We start from the raw sequence: 16187 nt of genomic DNA, 5'->3' as shown, positions 1-16187 counted from the left end.
CCCGGGCCGACCGGCACGTCTGCACCGACGTCCGCCCGCCCGACCCCGGGTCCGGCCGACCCGCCCGGCGCTAGGCTGCGGCCGGCCGACCGGCGAGACCCCCGCGAGGAGACACGATGAGCCAGGCGCCGACCAGCACGTCCGGACTGGTCCGGGTGACGGTGGCCTCCGGCACCCGCCGCGTCGACCTGGTGCTCCCGGGCGCGGTCCCCGTCGCCGAGCTGCTGCCCGAGCTGGCCCGCAGCGTGGGACTGCTCGACCCGGCCACGGTGTACGGCGGCTACCGCGTCGTCACCGCCGAGGGACGCGAGCTCGCCGGCGACTCCGGCCTGACGATCCAGGGCATCGAGGACGGCGGACTGCTGACGGTCTCCGCGGGCGTCGACGACGAGCCGCCGCGGGTCTACGACGACGTGGTCGAGGCGATGACCGACGTCGTCGAGCGGGACCTCAAGCCGTGGGAGCCGGCCTCCGGACGGCGTACCGCCCTGGCCGCCGCGGGCCTGCTGATGGCGCTCGGCGCCGTCGCGCTGCTCATCCAGCGCGGCTCGCTGCTGGCCGCCGTCGCCGCCACGGTCGTCGCCACGGCGCTGGTCGCCGGCGCGATCGTCCTCTCCCGCGCCCAGCGCGAGCCCGAGGCAGCGGTGGCCGTCGCGTGGATGGGCGCCGCGTACGCCGCGGTCGGCGGCCTCATGCTCGTCACCGACGACTACCTCTTCGGCCTGCCGATGGCCGCCGCCGGCGGCGGGGCGCTCCTGGCCGGCCTCGTCGCCCTCGTCGGTCTCGGCGAGGGACGGACCCTCGTGACCCCGCCGGTCGTGGTGGGCGCGATCCTGCTCGCGACCGGCCTGGTCATGAACGCCGTCGACGTCGACCACCGCGTGGTGCTGACGACCACGCTCGTCCTGGTGGTGCTGGTGGGGTCGGTCTTCCCGTGGCTCGCGCTCGGCGCGACCGGGACGCGCGTCGACCAGCTCTACACGGTCGCCGACATCACCGCCGACCCCGACGACATCGACCCCGAGCGGGTCCAGGGCGACGCCCGGGTCGCGCACGAGATCCTCCTCGGCATCTCCTCGACCGTCGGCCTGCTGCTCGTCATCATCGCGCCGCTCGCCGTCGCGCTCGGGCTCTCCGGCACGCTGCTCGCCGTCGTCGCCTGCCTCGTCGTGATGCTCCGGACCCGGCAGTACCGCACCGGCTCGGAGGTGCTCGTCGGCCTGGTCTCCGGCATCGCGGGGCTGGTCTCGGTGGCCGTCGCGCTGCTGTGGCTGCACCCGGACTGGCGACCGACCGCGGCCGTCGTGCTCGCCGCGACCGGCGCCGTGCTGCTCGCGGCCACCCTGCTGCCCGGCACGCCGTCCCTGCGGCGCGGCCGGCTCGGCGACGTCGCGGAGTCGGTCTGCCTGCTCGCCCTGCTCCCGCTCACGGTCCTCGCGACCGGCGTCTTCTCCGCTGTCCGGGGCTAGCACCGATGGCCACCAAGAAGGACCTCGTCGAGGCGCACTCCTTCAGCCGCCGCAGGCTCGTCACGGCGTTCGTCTCCGGCGCGCCCGGCGGCCGCGAGGTCGAGCCGACGCGGCCGGGGCGGACCGTGGTCGGCGGTGTCGCGCTGGCGATCCTGCTCGTCGCCGGCGCCGCGATCGCCGCGATCCTCAACCCGAAGGCCCCGACCAACTGGACCGACGGCGGCCTCGTCATCTCCGGGGGGACGCCGTACGTCATCCTCGACGGCGGCGACGACCCCGAGCTGCGGCCGGTCATCAACATCACCTCGGCGCAGCTCATCCTCGGCCCCGACCTCCAGCCGAGCGTCGTGGACCAGTCCGAGATCGACAAGTACACCGTCGGCGAGGACATCGGCATCCTCGGTGCGCCCTCCACCGTCCCCGACGATGATCAGCTGCTGGAGTCTCCCTGGACCGCGTGCACCGCCGACGGCAGCGGCATCAAGGCCGACCTGTCGGAGGAGCAGCTCGTCGAGCCGCTCACAGGCGCGGGGATGCTGGTCCGCGCGCGCGGCCGAGTCTACCTCATCGCGGAGTCCGCGGAGCCGGAGGCCGGCGGCGAGAGCCGTGCCTACAGCTTCCTCGTGCCCGACCGCGGCGCGGTCGACCTCATGCTGCAGCAGCTCGGCATGCCGATCCGCTCGGAGGCGGTCGACGTCCCCGAGCAGTGGCTCGCGCTCTTCCCCGCCGGCGGCCCGCTGAGCTTCGGCAGCTTCGGGCTCGAGGGGTACGGCGAGCCCTCCGAGGTGGCCGGCCAGGACGGGCTGCCCGCCAAGGCCCGGGTCGGCGACCGGTACGAGTCCGCCGGCATCGAGCTGCTCGTCACCCGCACGGCGCCGGTCGGGCTGACGCCCTTCGCGGCCGCCGTCTACGCCAGCGCGGAGAAGCCGGCGGGCTACGAGCCGCGCACGCTCCAGCCGGACGGCGACCCGCAGCTGCGCCAGGAGGTGCCGGCCTACGAGGAGGCTCACTGGCCCGAGGGCGAGCTGGAGCAGGTGACCGGCGAGCACTGCGCGGTCCTGCTGCCCGACCCCGACGGCGGGGCGCCGACCGTGCGGCTCGGCACCGCCCCCGAGGGCGAGGCCTCGGTCGCCGAGGCCGGGACCTCACGGGGGTCCGTGGACGGGACCGTCGACGCCGGCCGGGGCGCCTACGTGCTGAGCGCGGGCTGGGACGACCGGCGGGTGGGGACGCCGTACCTCCTCGACCACCGTGCCGTCGCCTACGCGCTCGTCGGCGACCAGGCCGCCGCGCAGCTCGGGTACGGCGGCGTGGACGCGCCGATCGTCCCCGACACCTGGGTGGAGCTCTTCGAGGAGGGCGTGCCGCTCTCGGTCAACGCGGCACTCTGCCCGCCTGACCGGCCCGGCCGGAGCTCGACGTGCGAGTGACCCGCGGCGCCGTCGCCGGCGCCCTGCTCGCCGGCCTCGTGCTCGTGCCGGGCGCGCCCGCGCACGCCGACGCGGTCGACTGCACGGGCACCACGGCCGACACCCCGGCCCCGTCCTCGACGACCGACCCGAGCCTGCCGCTCGAGGCGCTCGGGATCGAGGAGACGCACGCCTGGCTGGCCGCCCACGGCTCGCAGCGGCCCGGCGCGGGCGTCCGGGTCGCCGTCGTCGACTCCGGCATCGCACCGCGCGCCGTCGGCTCCGGGATCCCCGTCGCACCAGAGGCGTACGGCCGCGGCGAGGTCGTCGACGCGCACGGCACGATCGTCGCCGGCATCGTCGCCGGCTCGCCGCGGACCGGCCCGGACGGGCAGGAGCTGCCCGTCGGGATCGCCCCGGCGGCCGAGGTGGTCGACGTCCGGGTCTACGACAGCGGGGACCCCGCGGAGGGCGAGGACCCGGTCGAGCCCCCGAACGTCGTCGCGGGGCTGCAGTGGGTCGCGCAGAACGCCGAGCGGCTCGGGATCGGGGTCGTCAACGTCTCGCTGGCCATGCCGCGCTACGCCCCGCTGAAGAAGGTGCTCCGTCGGCTCGAGGCGGCCGACGTCGTGGTCGTCGCCGCCAGCGGCAACCGGCCGCGGGAGGAGGGCGACTTCCTCTACGAGGAGCTCGGGCCGGAGCCCGACGAGAGCGCGGAGGGCGGCGAGGAGGCGCCGGCCACCGGGCCGCGACCGGGCGAGGACGCCCGCGGGCTGGTCTGGCCGGCGGCGTACCCCGGGGTCGTGGCGGTGAGCTCGACGGCGGACGGGACCGGGGCTGGCGACGCCACCGGGGAGGTGCTGCTGAGCAGCGACATCGACGTGGCCGTGCCGACGTTCGGGGCGATCTCCTACGGCCTGGACGGCGGGACGTGCGGCGTGCCGGGCTACGCCACGTCGTGGTCCGCCGCGGTGGTCAGCGGGGTCGTGGCGCTGCTGCGCAGCCACCACGACGACGAGAACGCCGCCCAGATCGTGTCGCGGCTGCTCGGCACGGCCAGCGCCAGCACCGAGCAGCCCAACGTCCACACCGGCGCCGGTGTCGTGCAGCCCCTCGAGGCGCTCGCGCGGCCGCTGCGCCCGCGCAAGCAGGACGGCGCGCTCGAGGTCGCCACCTCCGACGACCGCGCGGTCGAGCGGGCGACCGCCCCGCCGGAGGAGGTCGACCTGCTCGCCGGCGCCCGGGACCGGGCCGTGTGGTGGGGACTGATCGGCGGGGGTGCGCTGCTGCTGGCGCTCGTGCTGCGGCCCGTCCTCGCCCGCCGGCGCCCCTGACCCCCGTCGCCGCCGGCGCCGCCGTCGCCGCCGGGAGCCTGCGCGTCAAGGCGGCGTCAAGGCGGCGTCAGGGCGGCGTCAGGGCACGTCAGGATCGCGTCGGGGCCGGGCGCCGGGGCGCCGTGCGGTCCTAGCGTCGCGCGCATGTCCCTGCAGCCTGCGGTCCCGCACCCCACGACCTGCCGCGTGACACCGGAGCGGTCGTGAGGGGCGAGCTCGGCGGGGCCCTCGTGGTCGCGCTCGCGGTCGCCCTCGCGGCACTGCTCTCGGTGATGATGCGCCTGCTGGTCCTCTGAGGCCGGTCCTCCGGGCCGGGGACGACGAACGGCGCCGCACACGAGGGTGCGACGCCGTCCGGTGGCGGAGGATAGGGGATTCGAACCCCTGAGGGCTGTTAACCCAACCCGCTTTCCAAGCGAGCGCCATAGGCCACTAGGCGAATCCTCCGCGCAGGAGCGTACCGGTCGTCGTCGGCGCCGGTGAAATCGCTCCCGCCGTCCCTCCGGGTCAGCGCCGCGGGCCGGTCGTCGGCGCCTCGTGTTGGAGGCGGGACCGGGGTCGCCTAGACTCCGGGGCAACCCCCCGTGCGGCGGTACCTCACCCAATCCCCCAGGGCCGGAAGGCAGCAAGGGCAAGTGGGCTCTTCCGGGTGCATGGGGGGCCTTTTCCATTTCGGGGCCGGTCCGCGGGCGCCGGATCCGGCGGCCTGTCCGGTTGTCGGTGCCGGTGGTTAGTGTTCTGGCGTGGAGTCACCCCTCGCGCTGTACCGCCGCTACCGGCCGGAGACGTTCCGTGAGGTCATCGGCCAGGACCACGTCACCGAGCCGCTCCGCGCCGCGCTCGCCAACAACCGCGTGAACCACGCCTACCTGTTCTCCGGTCCCCGCGGCTGCGGGAAGACCACCTCGGCGCGGATCCTCGCCCGGGCGCTCAACTGCGAGGCGGCGCCGGTGGCCGACCCCTGCGGGGAGTGCGACAGCTGCCGCGACCTCGCCCGCGGTGGGCCCGGCTCGATCGACGTCATCGAGATCGACGCCGCGTCGCACGGTGGTGTCGACGACGCGCGCGACCTGCGCGAGAAGGCCTTCTTCGCGCCCGTGCGCAGCCGGTACAAGGTCTACATCATCGACGAGGCCCACATGGTGACCACGCAGGGCTTCAACGCCCTGCTCAAGCTGGTCGAGGAGCCGCCGCCCCACCTGCGCTTCATCTTCGCGACCACCGAGCCGGACAAGGTGCTTCCGACGATCCGGTCCCGGACGCACCACTACCCCTTCCGGTTGATCCCGCCGCGGCTCCTGTCGTCCTACCTCTCCGAGCTGTGCGAGAAGGAGGGCGTGGCCATCGAGCCGGCCGCGCTGCCGCTCGTCGTCCGCGCCGGCGCTGGCTCCGCGCGCGACACGCTCTCGGTCCTCGACCAGCTGCTCGGCGGGGCCGGCCCCGGCGGTGTGACGCACCAGCTGGCCACCGGGCTGCTCGGCTACACCCCTGACACGCTGCTCGACGAGGTCGTCGACGCCTTCGCCGCCGGCGACGGGGCGGCGGTCTTCGGCGTGGTGGACAAGGTGATCGAGACCGGGCAGGACCCGCGGCGCTTCACCGAGGACCTGCTGCGCCGGCTGCGCGACCTGGTCATCGTCGCCGCGGTCCCCGACGCCCCGGCCACCGGCCTCATCGACGTCTCCGAGGACCAGGGCGAGCGGCTGGTCGCGCAGGCGGCCCGGTTCGGCGCCCACGACCTCAGCCGGGCGGCCGACATCGTCGCGACCGGCCTGACCGAGATGCGCGGCGCGACCGCTCCGCGGCTGCTGCTCGAGCTGATCTGCGCCCGGGTGCTGCTGCCGGGCGCCGACCACGGGATGGAGGGGCTCGCGGCACGCCTGGACCGGCTGGAGAAGCGGGTGTCGATCACGGGTACGCCGACGGCCGCCGTCACCGCGCCGGCCGCTCCGGCCGTCCCGGCCCAGGACCGGCCCGCCCCGCTCGCCCACGAGCCCGACCCGGTCACCCCCGCCCGCCCCGTGCCGCACCTCGCGCCCGCCACCACGGTGTCGCTGCCGTCCTCGCCGGCCCCCGCCGAGGCCACCCGGCCGCCGGCGGACCAGCCCGCGAGGGAGCAGCCCGCTGCGACCCAGCCGCCGACGGACCGGCCCCCGGTGGACCGGCCCCCGGTGGACCAGCCCTCGACGGACTGGCCCGCGGCGGCGTCCGCCGCCCCTCCGGCCGCGGCGGCGGAGCCCGCCGCCCCGCCCGCCCCGGCCGTGCAGCCCGCTGCGACGGCCCAGCCGGCAGCCCAGCCGGACGCCGGCGGGCTCACGCTGGTCGACGTCCGCCGGCTGTGGCCCGACATCGTCGAGGCCACCAAGCTGCGCCGTCGCGTCACCTGGATCCACCTGACGACGAACGCCCAGGTCGTGGCGGTCGACGCCCGGACGCTGACCCTCGGTTTCAGCAACGCCGGGGCGCGCGACTCCTTCGACAACGGCGGCAGCGCCGAGATCGTCCGTCAGGCGGCCATCGACGTCGTCGGCACCGACTGGCGGATCGAGACGATCGTGGACCCGGGCGCCCGGGCCGACGCGGCCACGCCGCCGCCCGCCCCAGCGCCGGCTGCCCCGTCCGACCCGCCGCCGTGGGCCCAGCCGGGCCAGCCGACCGCGCCCGCCGTGCAGCCGGGTGCCCAGCCCGAGCCGGCGTTCCGCGAAGGGCCCCCGCCCGGCCAGGACGGGCCGCCCGCGTGGGCCGACGTCCCGCCCGAGGACACCGCGCAGCGTGACGAGCGCCCCGAGCCGCCGACGGCGCAGCAGCGGGCGAGCGCCGACCCGCAGGCGATCGCGGCCGCGCGGGCGAGGATCCAGCAGACCCGCACCGCCGGGGCCCCCGCCGACGTCGGGGCCGGGGCCGGCGACGCCGAACGGCACGACCCCGACTCCGACGCCCACCCCGACGACCTCGACGCCGACACCGGTGGCCTCGCCGGGACCGACCTGCTCGAGCGCGAGCTCGGCGCCCGGATCATCGAGGAGATCCCCCACCAGTAGTAGCTGGACCCGGCCACCGTCCCTCGACACCGCCCGCGCACCGTCCCCCGGCACCACCCACCGCAGCAGACACAGCAGAGGATCCCCGCATGAGCCAGAACCCCTTCGACGCCCTCGGTGGCGGCGGTCTCGACATGAACGCCCTGCTCCAGCAGGCCCAGCAGATGCAGGAGCAGCTCCAGGCGGCGCAGCAGCGCCTCGCCGAGACGACCGTGCAGGGCTCGGTCGCCGGCGGCGCGGTGACGGTCGAGGTCAACGGGGTCGGCGACCTCGTCGGGGTCGTGGTGACGCCGGGGACGGTCGACGGCGGCGACGCCGACAGCCTGGCGGACCTCGGCGACCTGGTCGTGGCGGCGTACCGCGACGCCAAGGCGCAGGCCGACGCCATCGCCGGCGAGGCCCTCGGCCCGCTGGCCGGTGGTGGGGACGCCGACGGCGGACCCCTGGGCAAGCTCGGGTTCTGAGGGGCTCAGCACTTGTACGAAGGTGTCGTCCAAGACCTCATCGACGAGCTCGGCCGCCTGCCGGGCGTCGGTCCCAAGAGCGCCCAGCGGATCGCGTTCCACCTGCTGCAGGCCGACCCGGTCGACGTCCGCCGCCTCGCGGACGTGCTCATCGAGGTCAAGGCGAAGGTGAAGTTCTGCTCGATCTGCTTCAACGTCTCCGAGGACGACCAGTGCCGCATCTGCCGCGACCCACGGCGCGACCCGACGGTGCTGTGCGTCGTCGAGGAGTACAAGGACGTCGTGGCGATCGAGCGGACGCGTGAGTTCCGCGGCCGCTACCACGTGCTCGGCGGGGCGATCTCGCCGATCGACGGGATCGGCCCGGACCAGCTGCGGATCCGCGAGCTGATGCAGCGGCTCGCCGACGGCACGATCACCGAGACGATCCTCGCGACCGACCCGAACCTCGAGGGCGAGGCGACCGCGACGTACCTCACCCGGATGCTCAAGCCGATCGGCCTGCGCGTCACGAGGCTGGCGAGTGGATTGCCGGTCGGTGGGGACCTTGAGTACGCCGACGAGGTCACCCTCGGCCGGGCATTCGCAGGAAGGCGGAGCGCAGATGACTGACCAGCACCCGACCCGGCCGTCGACGGCCGAGGTCGACCCCACCACGCTGCTGGAGCAGGCGGTCCTGGCCGGCGCCCTGCCGCCCATGGACGAGCACCCGATCGACGTCGACAAGGCGCTCGCCGAGCTGGCCCGCCCGCTGCCGGGCGCGGCCGACGCGGTCGCGCGGGTGGACGCCGCCACCCAGGACCTCGCCCAGCAGATCGCCGACTCCGCGGCGAGCTTCCTGCTCGCGCTGCGGGAGATCTCGCGGGACGCCGACGGCGGCGGCCGCGCGATCAGCCTGCTGCTGCTGGAGATCAGCCAGGTCCTGCTCGCCGGGGCGCGGCTCGGGGCGCAGCGCGACTTCACCCTGCGTGCCGAGTACCAGCCCGACGTCGGGCCCGAGACCGACCTCGACCCGATGCGGATGCGGCTCGCGGCGATCCTCGAGCCGGTCGACACCTACAGCCTGGTCTTCGACCCGTACGCGCCGGAGGTGGTCGAGAGCCAGCTCTCCGACGACCTCACCAGCATCGCCGCCGACCTCGAGACCGGCCTGCGCCACTTCCGGCAGGGCAACAGCGAGGAGGCGCTGTGGTGGTGGCAGTTCTCCTACGTCTCCTCGTGGGGCAACCTCGCGGGTGCCGCGCTGAACGCGCTGCTGTCGGTGGTCTCCCACGACCGCCTGGACCGGGAGGTCCCCGGTGAGGACGACGCCGTCGCGGCGGCCGATGAGATACTCGGCGGGGGATCCGCGGCCGCTCGGTAGACTCGGGCGCGGCCTTTCCCCCAACCCGAGGACTTCCCTGTGGGCATTGTCGTGCAGAAGTACGGCGGATCGTCGGTCGCCGACGCCGCCGGCATCAAGCGGGTCGCCCAGCGCATCGTCAACACCCGCAAGGCCGGCCACGACGTGGTCGTCGTCGTGTCGGCGATGGGGGACACGACCGACGAGCTGCGTGACCTCGCCGAGCAGGTCTCCCCGCTCCCGCCGCCGCGCGAGCTGGACATGCTGCTGACCGCCGGCGAGCGGATCTCGATGGCCCTGGTCGCGATGGCGATCGCGCAGCTGGGCCACAAGGCGCGGTCGTTCACCGGCTCGCAGGCCGGGGTCATCACCGACTCCGCGCACGGCAAGGCGAAGATCATCGACATCACGCCGGGCCGGATCGAGGCGGCCATCGCCGACGGCGCGATCGCGATCGTGGCCGGCTTCCAGGGCGTCTCCCAGGACACCAAGGACATCACCACGCTGGGCCGCGGCGCCTCGGACACCACCGCCGTCGCCCTCGCGGCCGCGCTCGGTGCCGAGGTCTGCGAGATCTACAGCGACGTCGACGGCGTCTTCACCGCCGACCCCCGGATCGTCCCCGCCGCGCGCAAGCTCGACCGCGTCTCCACCGAGGAGATGCTCGAGATGGCCGCGTCCGGCGCGAAGATCCTCCACCTGCGGTGCGTCGAGTACGCCCGCCGCTACAACATGCCGGTCCACGTCCGGTCCTCCTTCTCCCAGAAGGAGGGGACCTGGATCATCCCCGAGCCCCGAGAGGGAGAAGAGCCCATGGAGCAGGCGATCATCTCCGGCGTCGCGCACGACCGCAGCGAGGCCAAGATCACCGTGGTCGGCGTGCCCGACAAGGTGGGCGAGGCGGCGCGGATCTTCGAGACGCTGTCGAACACCGAGGTCAACATCGACATGGTCGTGCAGAACGTCTCGGCCGCGGCGACCGGCCTCACCGACATCTCCTTCACGCTCCCGCGCAGCGACGGGCAGGCCGCGATGGGCGCGCTGGCGCGGATCCAGGACGAGGTCGGCTACGACAAGCTGCTCTACGACGACCAGATCGGCAAGGTCTCGCTGATCGGTGCCGGCATGCGCTCGCACCCGGGCATCACCGCGAAGTTCTTCGCCGCGCTCGCCTCGGCCGGGGTGAACATCGAGATGATCTCCACCTCCGAGATCCGGATCTCGGTGATCGTCGACGAGGCGCAGGTCGACGACGCGGTGCGCGCGACGCACACGGCGTTCGACCTGGACGCCGACGAGGTCGAGGCCGTCGTGTACGGCGGTACCGGCCGATGACCGCGATCGGGATCGTCGGCGCCACCGGCCAGGTCGGCGTCGCCATGCGGCAGATCCTCGAGGAGCGGGGCTTCCCCGCCGACGAGGTGCGCTTCTTCGCCTCGGCGCGCTCGGCGGGCACGGTGCTGCCCTTCGCCGGGGGCGAGGTGACCGTCGAGGACGCCTCCACCGCCGACCCCGCGGGTCTGGACATCGCGCTGTTCTCGGCGGGTGCGACCACGTCGCGCGCGCTCGCGCCGAGGTTCGCCGACGCCGGCGTGATCGTCGTCGACAACTCCTCGGCGTTCCGCAAGGACCCCGACATCCCGCTGGTCGTCTCCGAGGTCAACCCCCGGGCGATGCAGCCGGTGCTCGACGCCGGCCGGGGGATCATCGCCAACCCGAACTGCACCACGATGGCCGCGATGCCGGTCCTCAAGCCGCTGCACGACGAGGCCGGGCTGGTCCGGATGATCGCGTCGACGTACCAGGCCGTCTCCGGCTCCGGCGTCGCCGGCGTGGAGGAGCTGGCCACCCAGGTGCTCGCCGGCGGCGAGAAGGCGCGCGAGCTGGCCTACGACGGCGAGGCGGTCGTCTTCCCCGAGCCGCAGAAGTACGCCCGCACCATCGCCCACAACGTGGTGCCGCTGGCCGGGTCGCTCGTCGACGACGGCTCGCACGAGACCGACGAGGAGCAGAAGCTCCGCAACGAGTCCCGCAAGATCCTCGGCATCCCCGACCTGCGGGTCTCGGGCATCTGCGTGCGGGTCCCCGTCTTCACCGGGCACTCGCTGGCGCTCAACGTCGAGTTCGAGCGGGCGCTGAGCGTCGAGCGGGCCCAGGAGCTCCTCCGCGGCGCGCCGGGCGTGGAGCTCACCGACATCCCGACGCCGCTCCAGGCGGCCGGCAAGGACCCGTCGTACGTCGGGCGCCTGCGGCAGGACCCGGGCGTCGACGGCGACCGCGGCCTGGCGCTGTTCATCTCCAACGACAACCTGCGCAAGGGTGCGGCCCTCAACACCGTGCAGATCGCCGAGCTGGTCGTCGCCGCCCGCTGACGTCCGCCCTGCTCGCACGAACGCCCCCGGCCGATGGCCGGGGGCGTTCGTCGTCGGGGGACGCGCCGCTCAGTCAGCGGTGTCGACGAAGGTCGTCGTCACCCAGTGCGAGAGGGCGAAGCAGCCGATCGCGAGGACCGGGATCACGATGAGCATCGTCCAGCTGAACAGCGCCTCGATGAGGAAGAGCAGCACCAGCACCGTCAGCAGGCCGACGGCGAGGAAGCTGGTGGACCCGGGGTCGGAGACCCGGAAGAACCGCAGCAGGGCCGAACCGAGCAGCACCATCGCGACCAGGATGGCGAGCAGCAGGAAGAAGCCGGGGTCGCCGCACGAGCTGGTGCCCTTGGCGGCCTCGCAGCCGCGCAGGCCCAGCCAGGTCAGGGCGACGGTCGCCAGGCCGACGACGAGGCCCGTGAGGCACGCGGCGGGCATGCCGGTGACGAAGGGCTCGCGGGGCTCGGCCGGCTCGGCCTGCTCCGAGAGCCGGGTCGGCTCCGCGGGCGCGTCGTGCTCGACCATGACCGGCGCCTCGTCGGCGAAGAAGGGCAGCGCCGCGGGCTCCGGCGTCCGCTCCGGCCGCGGCGGGGCCTGGCGGGCGGGCGTGGGCGGCGGCACGGGGACGACCTCGGTCGCAGGAGCGGGCTCGCGGACCGGCTCGGGCGCCGGCTCAGGGGCCCGGGTCGGCTCGGAGGCCGGGGCCGGCGGGGGAGTCGGGGCCGGCTCGGCGACGGGCGGGACGACCGTCGTCGGCGTCTCGTCCACCGGCAGCGCCGGGGTGTCGACGCGGGTCGCCTCGTCGCTTCGGACCGGCGCCGGTGCGGCGTCCTTCTTGCGACGCTTCCGGCCGAACAGCGTGGGCGGCTCGAGGCTGGGGGCGTCCTGGTCGCGGTCGTTCCCACTCATGGTCGCCAGTCTGGCACGGCGCGGGAGCCGGGGAACGGCGAAGGACCCGGATCCCAGGTGTTCCTGGGTTCCGGGCCCTCTGCTGTCGGGCTGACAGGATTTGAACCTGCGGCCTCCTCGTCCCGAACGAGGCGCGCTACCAAGCTGCGCCACAGCCCGATCCGCGAGCCCGGGATCACCGGGCTCACGAGCACCGGAGCATACCGGAGCACCTGCGGCCCGCCCCAATCGGGCCGGTGGTGGCGGCCACGCCATCGCCGCGTCAGCGCTGCGAGGACTCCTGCGGCACCAGCGTGAGCAACGTGGCCTCCGGTCGGCAGGCGACGCGGAGGCGGACGTAGGGGCTGGTGCCGAGGCCGGCGCTGACGTGCAGCCAGGCGGAGCCGGGATCGCCGGGGCCGGAGTCGGCGGGGTGGCGGTGCAGGCCGCGGGCGCGGGCCGGCTCGAGGTCGCAGTTGGTGGTGAGGGCGCGGCCGCCGGGGAGGCAGACCTGCCCGCCGTGGGTGTGCCCGGCGATGACGGCGTCGCAGTCGTCGGCGGCGAAGGCGTCGAGCACCCGGAGGTACGGCGCGTGGGCGACGCCGAGGCGGACGTCGGCGTGCCGGTCGGCGCCGGCGACGCCGGTGACGTCGCCGAGCCGGTCGTAGCCGAGGTGCGGGTCGTCGACGCCGGCGAACCCGAGCGTGGTGTCGCCGACGGTCAGCGCGCCGGTGCGGTTGGTGAGGTCGAGCCACCCGGCGTCGGTGAACCCGTCGACGAGGTCGCGCCACGGCAGCTGCGGGGTGTCGGTGTGCCGGCGCCCGTCGTCGGGGAGCAGGTAGCGGACCGGGTTGCGCATCGTCGGCTCGAAGTAGTCGTTCGAGCCGAGGACGAAGACCCCCGGCACGTCCAGCAGGGGCCCGAGCGCCTCGCGCAGCGGTCCGACGCTGTCGCGGTGGGCCAGGTTGTCGCCGGTGTCGACGACCAGGTCGGGGCGCAGGTCGCCGAGCCCGGCGATCCAGTCGAGCTTGCGGCGCTGCCCGGGGGTCACGTGCAGGTCGCTGAGGTGCAGCACGCGCAGCGGGCGGTGGCCCGGGGGCAGCAGGGGGACCTCCACGCGCCGCAGCGTGTAGGCCCGGGCCTCGCACGCGGCGTACGTCGCCAGGCCGAGCCCGAGGGCCGCCCCGGTCGCGGCGACGGCGGCCAGCGAGCGGGCGGCGACGGGGAGCGGGCGCATCCGGCAAGGCTGCCACAATGGCCCCATGAGCCAGCTCAAGGACCGACTGCGCACCGACCTCACCACCGCGATGAAGGCCCGCGACGAGGTGCGCTCCTCGACCCTGCGGATGGCCCTGACGGCGGTGACCAACGCTGAGGTGGCCGGCAAGGTGCAGCGCGAGCTGAGCGACGAGGAGGTCGTCGACGTCCTCTCCGGCGAGGCGAAGAAGCGTCGCGAGGCCGCGATCGCCTTCGACGACGGCGGACGCAGCGAGATGGCCGCCAAGGAGCGCGCCGAGGCGGCCGTGCTGGCCGACTACCTGCCCGAGCAGCTCTCGGTCGAGGAGATCTCCCGCATCGTCACCGAGGCCGTCGAGCGCACCGGCGCGGCCGGCGAGGGCATGAAGGCGATGGGCAAGGTGATGGGCGCCGTGCAGCCGCAGGTCAAGGGTCGCGCGGACGGCGCAGCGGTGGCCGCGGAGGTACGCCGCCAGCTCGGCTGACGGCGTACGTCGGGGTCACTCGTCGTCGAAGTCGTCGTCGTCGAAGTCGTCGGTGCCGCTGGAGTAGCTGGTCACCGACGACGGCGGCGTGAAGGACTCCGCCGGCAGCTCGTCGAGGATGCCGCGCATGGCCGAGCCCCACATCGGCGCCGCGTAGTAGGAGCCGGACGCGTTGTAGATCGTGGTCGGGCCGAGGCTGACGCCCTCGAGGCTCTTCGGGGTCCCGGACTCGTTCGCGCCGGCGATCATGGCGGCGGCCGCCATGTTCGGCGTGTAGCCGACGAACCACACGGCCTGGCCGTTCTGCGTGGTGCCGGTCTTGCCGGCGGCGTCGCGGCCCAGCGCCTGCGCGGAGGCGAAGCCGCCCTCGATCACGCCGCGCAGGATGTCGTTGACGGCGTCGGCGGTCGTCTCCTGCATGACCTGCTCGCACTCCGGCTCGTACTCCTTGAGCACGGTTCCGCGGGAGTCCTCGATGGCCACGACCGGGTGGGCGTCGCAGTGGAGGCCGCGGGCGCCGAAGGTGGCGTAGGCCTCGGCCATCTCCAGCGGGCTGGCGTCGGGGATGCCGAGGACGAACGACGGCACCCGCTCGGGCAGGCCCGGGCCCTCGCCCTCGGGGTTGGTGAGGTCGACGCCCATGGCCTTCGCGAGCTCGTAGGGCTCGCAGATGCCGGTGAGCTGCTCGAGCTGGGCGAAGTAGGTGTTCACCGACTCGCGGGTCCCGCGGTACATGTCCATGTAGCCCGAGGAGGTCGAGTTGCCGACCGGCCAGGTGCCGTAGCCGTAGGGCTCGCCGTCGCAGTCCTCGAACTCGTACTCCGGGATCACCATCTCCGGCTGCGCGTCGAAGCTCTGCGTGGTCGGGACCCCCTGCTCGATGGCCGCCGCGAGCACGAAGACCTTGAACGTCGAGCCGGGCTGGAAGCCGGCGGAGTCGCCGTACTTCTGGTTGACGACGTAGTTGAGGTAGGTCTGCCCCGCGGACCGGTCCCGGCCCATCGGGCGGGACTGGGCGATCGCGCGCACCTTGCCGGTGCCGGGCTCGACCATCGCGAGGCCGCCGATCGCCTCGGACTCGGGGTAGACGGCGCTGGTGACCGCCTCGTCGGCCGACGCCTGGGCCTGCAGGTCGATCGTCGTGCGGATGGTGAGGCCGCCGGAGAAGATCAGGTCGCGGCGCTCGGCGGCGGTGCGGCCGAGCGAGCGGTCCTTGAGCAGGTAGTTGAGCAGGTAGTCGCAGAAGAACGGGGCCCGGGCGTTGACGCAGCCGTTCGGCGTGGTCTGCACGTCGAGGCCGAGGTCACGCTTCTTGATGCGCTCGACGCGCTTGCCCTTGACGATCCCCAGCTCGGTCATCCGGTCGAGGACGACGTTGCGCCGCGCGACGGCGCGGTCGGCGAACTTGGTGGGGTCGTAGCCGTAGGGGTTCTTGACCAGCCCGGCCAGCAGCGCCGCCTGCGGCAGCTTGAGCTCACTGGCGTTGACGCCGAAGTAGTGGCGGGCGGCGGACTGGATGCCCCAGGCGCCGTCGCCGAAGTAGGCGGTGTTGAGGTAGCGCTCGAGGATCCAGTCCTTGCTGTGGCGCTGCTCCAGCGCGACGGCGTACCGCAGCTCGCGGAGCTTGCGCGCGTAGCTGTCGTCGGTCGCCTCGCGCTGCTCCTTCTTGTTCTCGGCCTGGTCGACGAGGGTGAGCTTGACCAGCTGCTGGGTGATCGAGGAGCCACCCTGGACCACGCCGGAGCTGGCCTGGTTGGTGATGAAGGCGCGCAGCGTGCCCTTCAGGTCCAGGGCGCCGTGCTGGTAGAAGCGGTAGTCCTCGATCGCGACGATCGCCTTGACCATCACCCGGGAGACGTCGGAGAGCTGGACGTTGACCCGGTTCTGGTCGTAGAGGGTGGCGATGGTCTCGCCGTCCTCGTCGAGCACCTGGGTGCGCTGGGCGAGCGCCTCGGTCTCGAGCTCCGCCGGCAGCTGGTCCATGGTCTCGGCGACGTTCTTCGCGCCGATGCCGACGACGCCGGCGAACGGGATCGCGAGCCCGGCGACGACGACCCCCAGGACGGCCGCGACGGCGAGCATGACGCCGAGGTGGGAGGCCACCCGGGCAGGGGTGAGGTGCTCGGGGCGCTGCGCGGTCATGCCTCCAG

The 16187-nt window shown here is 74.2% G+C and carries 13 protein-coding genes, 2 tRNA genes and 1 other RNA gene; 11 read left to right on the top strand and 5 right to left on the bottom strand.

Features of this window, described 5'->3' with window-relative positions; all coding sequences use genetic code 11:
* Positions 1 to 116: 116 nt before the first annotated feature.
* From eccD to QWY28_RS03365, 3 genes are read left to right on the top strand one after another with little or no spacing between them, the layout of a single operon-like run.
* Positions 117 to 1469 carry a type VII secretion integral membrane protein EccD gene (gene eccD / locus QWY28_RS03375; protein WP_300950887.1) on the top strand — a complete coding sequence of 451 codons (1353 nt, stop codon included), beginning with the start codon at positions 117 to 119 and terminating at the stop codon, positions 1467 to 1469.
* Between the two features lie 5 nt (positions 1470 to 1474).
* A complete protein-coding gene (locus QWY28_RS03370; protein ID WP_300950886.1) occupies positions 1475 to 2899 on the top strand; it encodes a type VII secretion protein EccB in 1425 nt (474 codons plus the stop codon).
* Positions 2890 to 4212 (top strand): S8 family serine peptidase, encoded by a 1323-nt coding sequence (locus QWY28_RS03365; protein WP_300950885.1) that lies wholly within the window; start codon positions 2890 to 2892, stop codon positions 4210 to 4212. The genes QWY28_RS03370 and QWY28_RS03365 overlap by 10 nt, the downstream gene beginning before the upstream one ends.
* A gap of 358 nt (positions 4213 to 4570) precedes the next feature.
* On the opposite strand, the gene QWY28_RS03360 is transcribed toward QWY28_RS03365, so the two are convergent.
* Positions 4571 to 4659: transfer RNA gene (locus QWY28_RS03360), tRNA-Ser, on the bottom strand.
* A gap of 129 nt (positions 4660 to 4788) precedes the next feature.
* Here QWY28_RS03360 and ffs point away from each other — a divergent pair.
* The 7 genes from ffs to QWY28_RS03325 all read left to right on the top strand — a co-directional run bounded on the left by ffs (position 4789) and on the right by QWY28_RS03325 (position 11431).
* Positions 4789 to 4878, top strand: an RNA gene (gene ffs, locus QWY28_RS03355) — signal recognition particle sRNA small type.
* Positions 4879 to 4955: 77 nt separating this feature from the next.
* Positions 4956 to 7253, top strand: coding sequence for a DNA polymerase III subunit gamma and tau (locus QWY28_RS03350; protein WP_300950884.1), 2298 nt, complete (start codon positions 4956 to 4958; stop codon positions 7251 to 7253).
* An 89-nt stretch (positions 7254 to 7342) separates the two neighbouring features.
* Complete coding sequence (locus QWY28_RS03345) at positions 7343 to 7717, top strand: YbaB/EbfC family nucleoid-associated protein (RefSeq protein ID WP_300950883.1); 375 nt, start codon at positions 7343 to 7345, stop codon at positions 7715 to 7717.
* Between the two features lie 12 nt (positions 7718 to 7729).
* Positions 7730 to 8329, top strand: coding sequence for a recombination mediator RecR (gene recR, locus QWY28_RS03340; RefSeq protein ID WP_300950882.1), 600 nt, complete (start codon positions 7730 to 7732; stop codon positions 8327 to 8329).
* Complete coding sequence (locus QWY28_RS03335) at positions 8322 to 9080, top strand: DUF5063 domain-containing protein (protein ID WP_300950881.1); 759 nt, start codon at positions 8322 to 8324, stop codon at positions 9078 to 9080. The genes recR and QWY28_RS03335 overlap by 8 nt, the downstream gene beginning before the upstream one ends.
* A 39-nt stretch (positions 9081 to 9119) precedes the next feature.
* A complete protein-coding gene (locus tag QWY28_RS03330; RefSeq protein ID WP_300950880.1) occupies positions 9120 to 10394 on the top strand; it encodes an aspartate kinase in 1275 nt (424 codons plus the stop codon).
* Complete coding sequence (locus QWY28_RS03325) at positions 10391 to 11431, top strand: aspartate-semialdehyde dehydrogenase (RefSeq protein WP_300950879.1); 1041 nt, start codon at positions 10391 to 10393, stop codon at positions 11429 to 11431. The genes QWY28_RS03330 and QWY28_RS03325 overlap by 4 nt, the downstream gene beginning before the upstream one ends.
* A gap of 69 nt (positions 11432 to 11500) precedes the next feature.
* Here QWY28_RS03325 and QWY28_RS03320 read toward each other — a convergent pair whose 3' ends face one another.
* The 3 genes from QWY28_RS03320 to QWY28_RS03310 all read right to left on the bottom strand — a co-directional run bounded on the left by QWY28_RS03320 (position 11501) and on the right by QWY28_RS03310 (position 13553).
* Positions 11501 to 12337 (bottom strand): hypothetical protein, encoded by an 837-nt coding sequence (locus QWY28_RS03320; RefSeq protein WP_300950878.1) that lies wholly within the window; start codon positions 12335 to 12337, stop codon positions 11501 to 11503.
* Positions 12338 to 12422: 85 nt separating this feature from the next.
* Positions 12423 to 12496: transfer RNA gene (locus QWY28_RS03315), tRNA-Pro, on the bottom strand.
* A 103-nt stretch (positions 12497 to 12599) separates the two neighbouring features.
* Positions 12600 to 13553 carry a metallophosphoesterase gene (locus QWY28_RS03310; protein ID WP_300950877.1) on the bottom strand — a complete coding sequence of 318 codons (954 nt, stop codon included), beginning with the start codon at positions 13551 to 13553 and terminating at the stop codon, positions 12600 to 12602.
* Positions 13554 to 13578: 25 nt separating this feature from the next.
* On the opposite strand from QWY28_RS03310, the gene QWY28_RS03305 reads away from it, so the two are divergent.
* On the top strand, positions 13579 to 14037 hold the full coding sequence (locus QWY28_RS03305) for a GatB/YqeY domain-containing protein (RefSeq protein WP_300950876.1): 459 nt from the start codon (positions 13579 to 13581) through the stop codon (positions 14035 to 14037).
* 15 nt (positions 14038 to 14052) lie between these two features.
* On the opposite strand, the gene QWY28_RS03300 is transcribed toward QWY28_RS03305, so the two are convergent.
* Positions 14053 to 16179 carry a transglycosylase domain-containing protein gene (locus QWY28_RS03300; protein WP_300950875.1) on the bottom strand — a complete coding sequence of 709 codons (2127 nt, stop codon included), beginning with the start codon at positions 16177 to 16179 and terminating at the stop codon, positions 14053 to 14055.
* Positions 16180 to 16187 lie beyond the last annotated feature (8 nt).

It is taken from the genome of Nocardioides oceani (assembly GCF_030412965.1).
Classification (GTDB): Bacteria; Actinomycetota; Actinomycetes; order Propionibacteriales; family Nocardioidaceae; genus Nocardioides; species Nocardioides oceani.
The sequence above is the reverse complement of the archived record's forward strand: the minus strand, read 5'-3'. Positions and strand labels throughout refer to the sequence as shown.

Excerpts from the sequence above, each read along its gene's own strand:
- eccD (WP_300950887.1), top strand. The coding sequence starts at position 117 with ATGAGCCAGGCGCCGACCAGCACGTCCGGACTGGTCCGGGTGACGGTG.
- QWY28_RS03370 (WP_300950886.1), top strand. The coding sequence starts at position 1,475 with ATGGCCACCAAGAAGGACCTCGTCGAGGCGCACTCCTTCAGCCGCCGC.
- QWY28_RS03345 (WP_300950883.1), top strand. The coding sequence starts at position 7,343 with ATGAGCCAGAACCCCTTCGACGCCCTCGGTGGCGGCGGTCTCGACATG.
- QWY28_RS03335 (WP_300950881.1), top strand. The coding sequence starts at position 8,322 with ATGACTGACCAGCACCCGACCCGGCCGTCGACGGCCGAGGTCGACCCC.
- QWY28_RS03325 (WP_300950879.1), top strand. The coding sequence starts at position 10,391 with ATGACCGCGATCGGGATCGTCGGCGCCACCGGCCAGGTCGGCGTCGCC.
- QWY28_RS03320 (WP_300950878.1), bottom strand. The coding sequence starts at position 12,337 with ATGAGTGGGAACGACCGCGACCAGGACGCCCCCAGCCTCGAGCCGCCC.
- QWY28_RS03310 (WP_300950877.1), bottom strand. The coding sequence starts at position 13,553 with ATGCGCCCGCTCCCCGTCGCCGCCCGCTCGCTGGCCGCCGTCGCCGCG.
- QWY28_RS03305 (WP_300950876.1), top strand. The coding sequence starts at position 13,579 with ATGAGCCAGCTCAAGGACCGACTGCGCACCGACCTCACCACCGCGATG.
- QWY28_RS03300 (WP_300950875.1), bottom strand. The coding sequence starts at position 16,179 with ATGACCGCGCAGCGCCCCGAGCACCTCACCCCTGCCCGGGTGGCCTCC.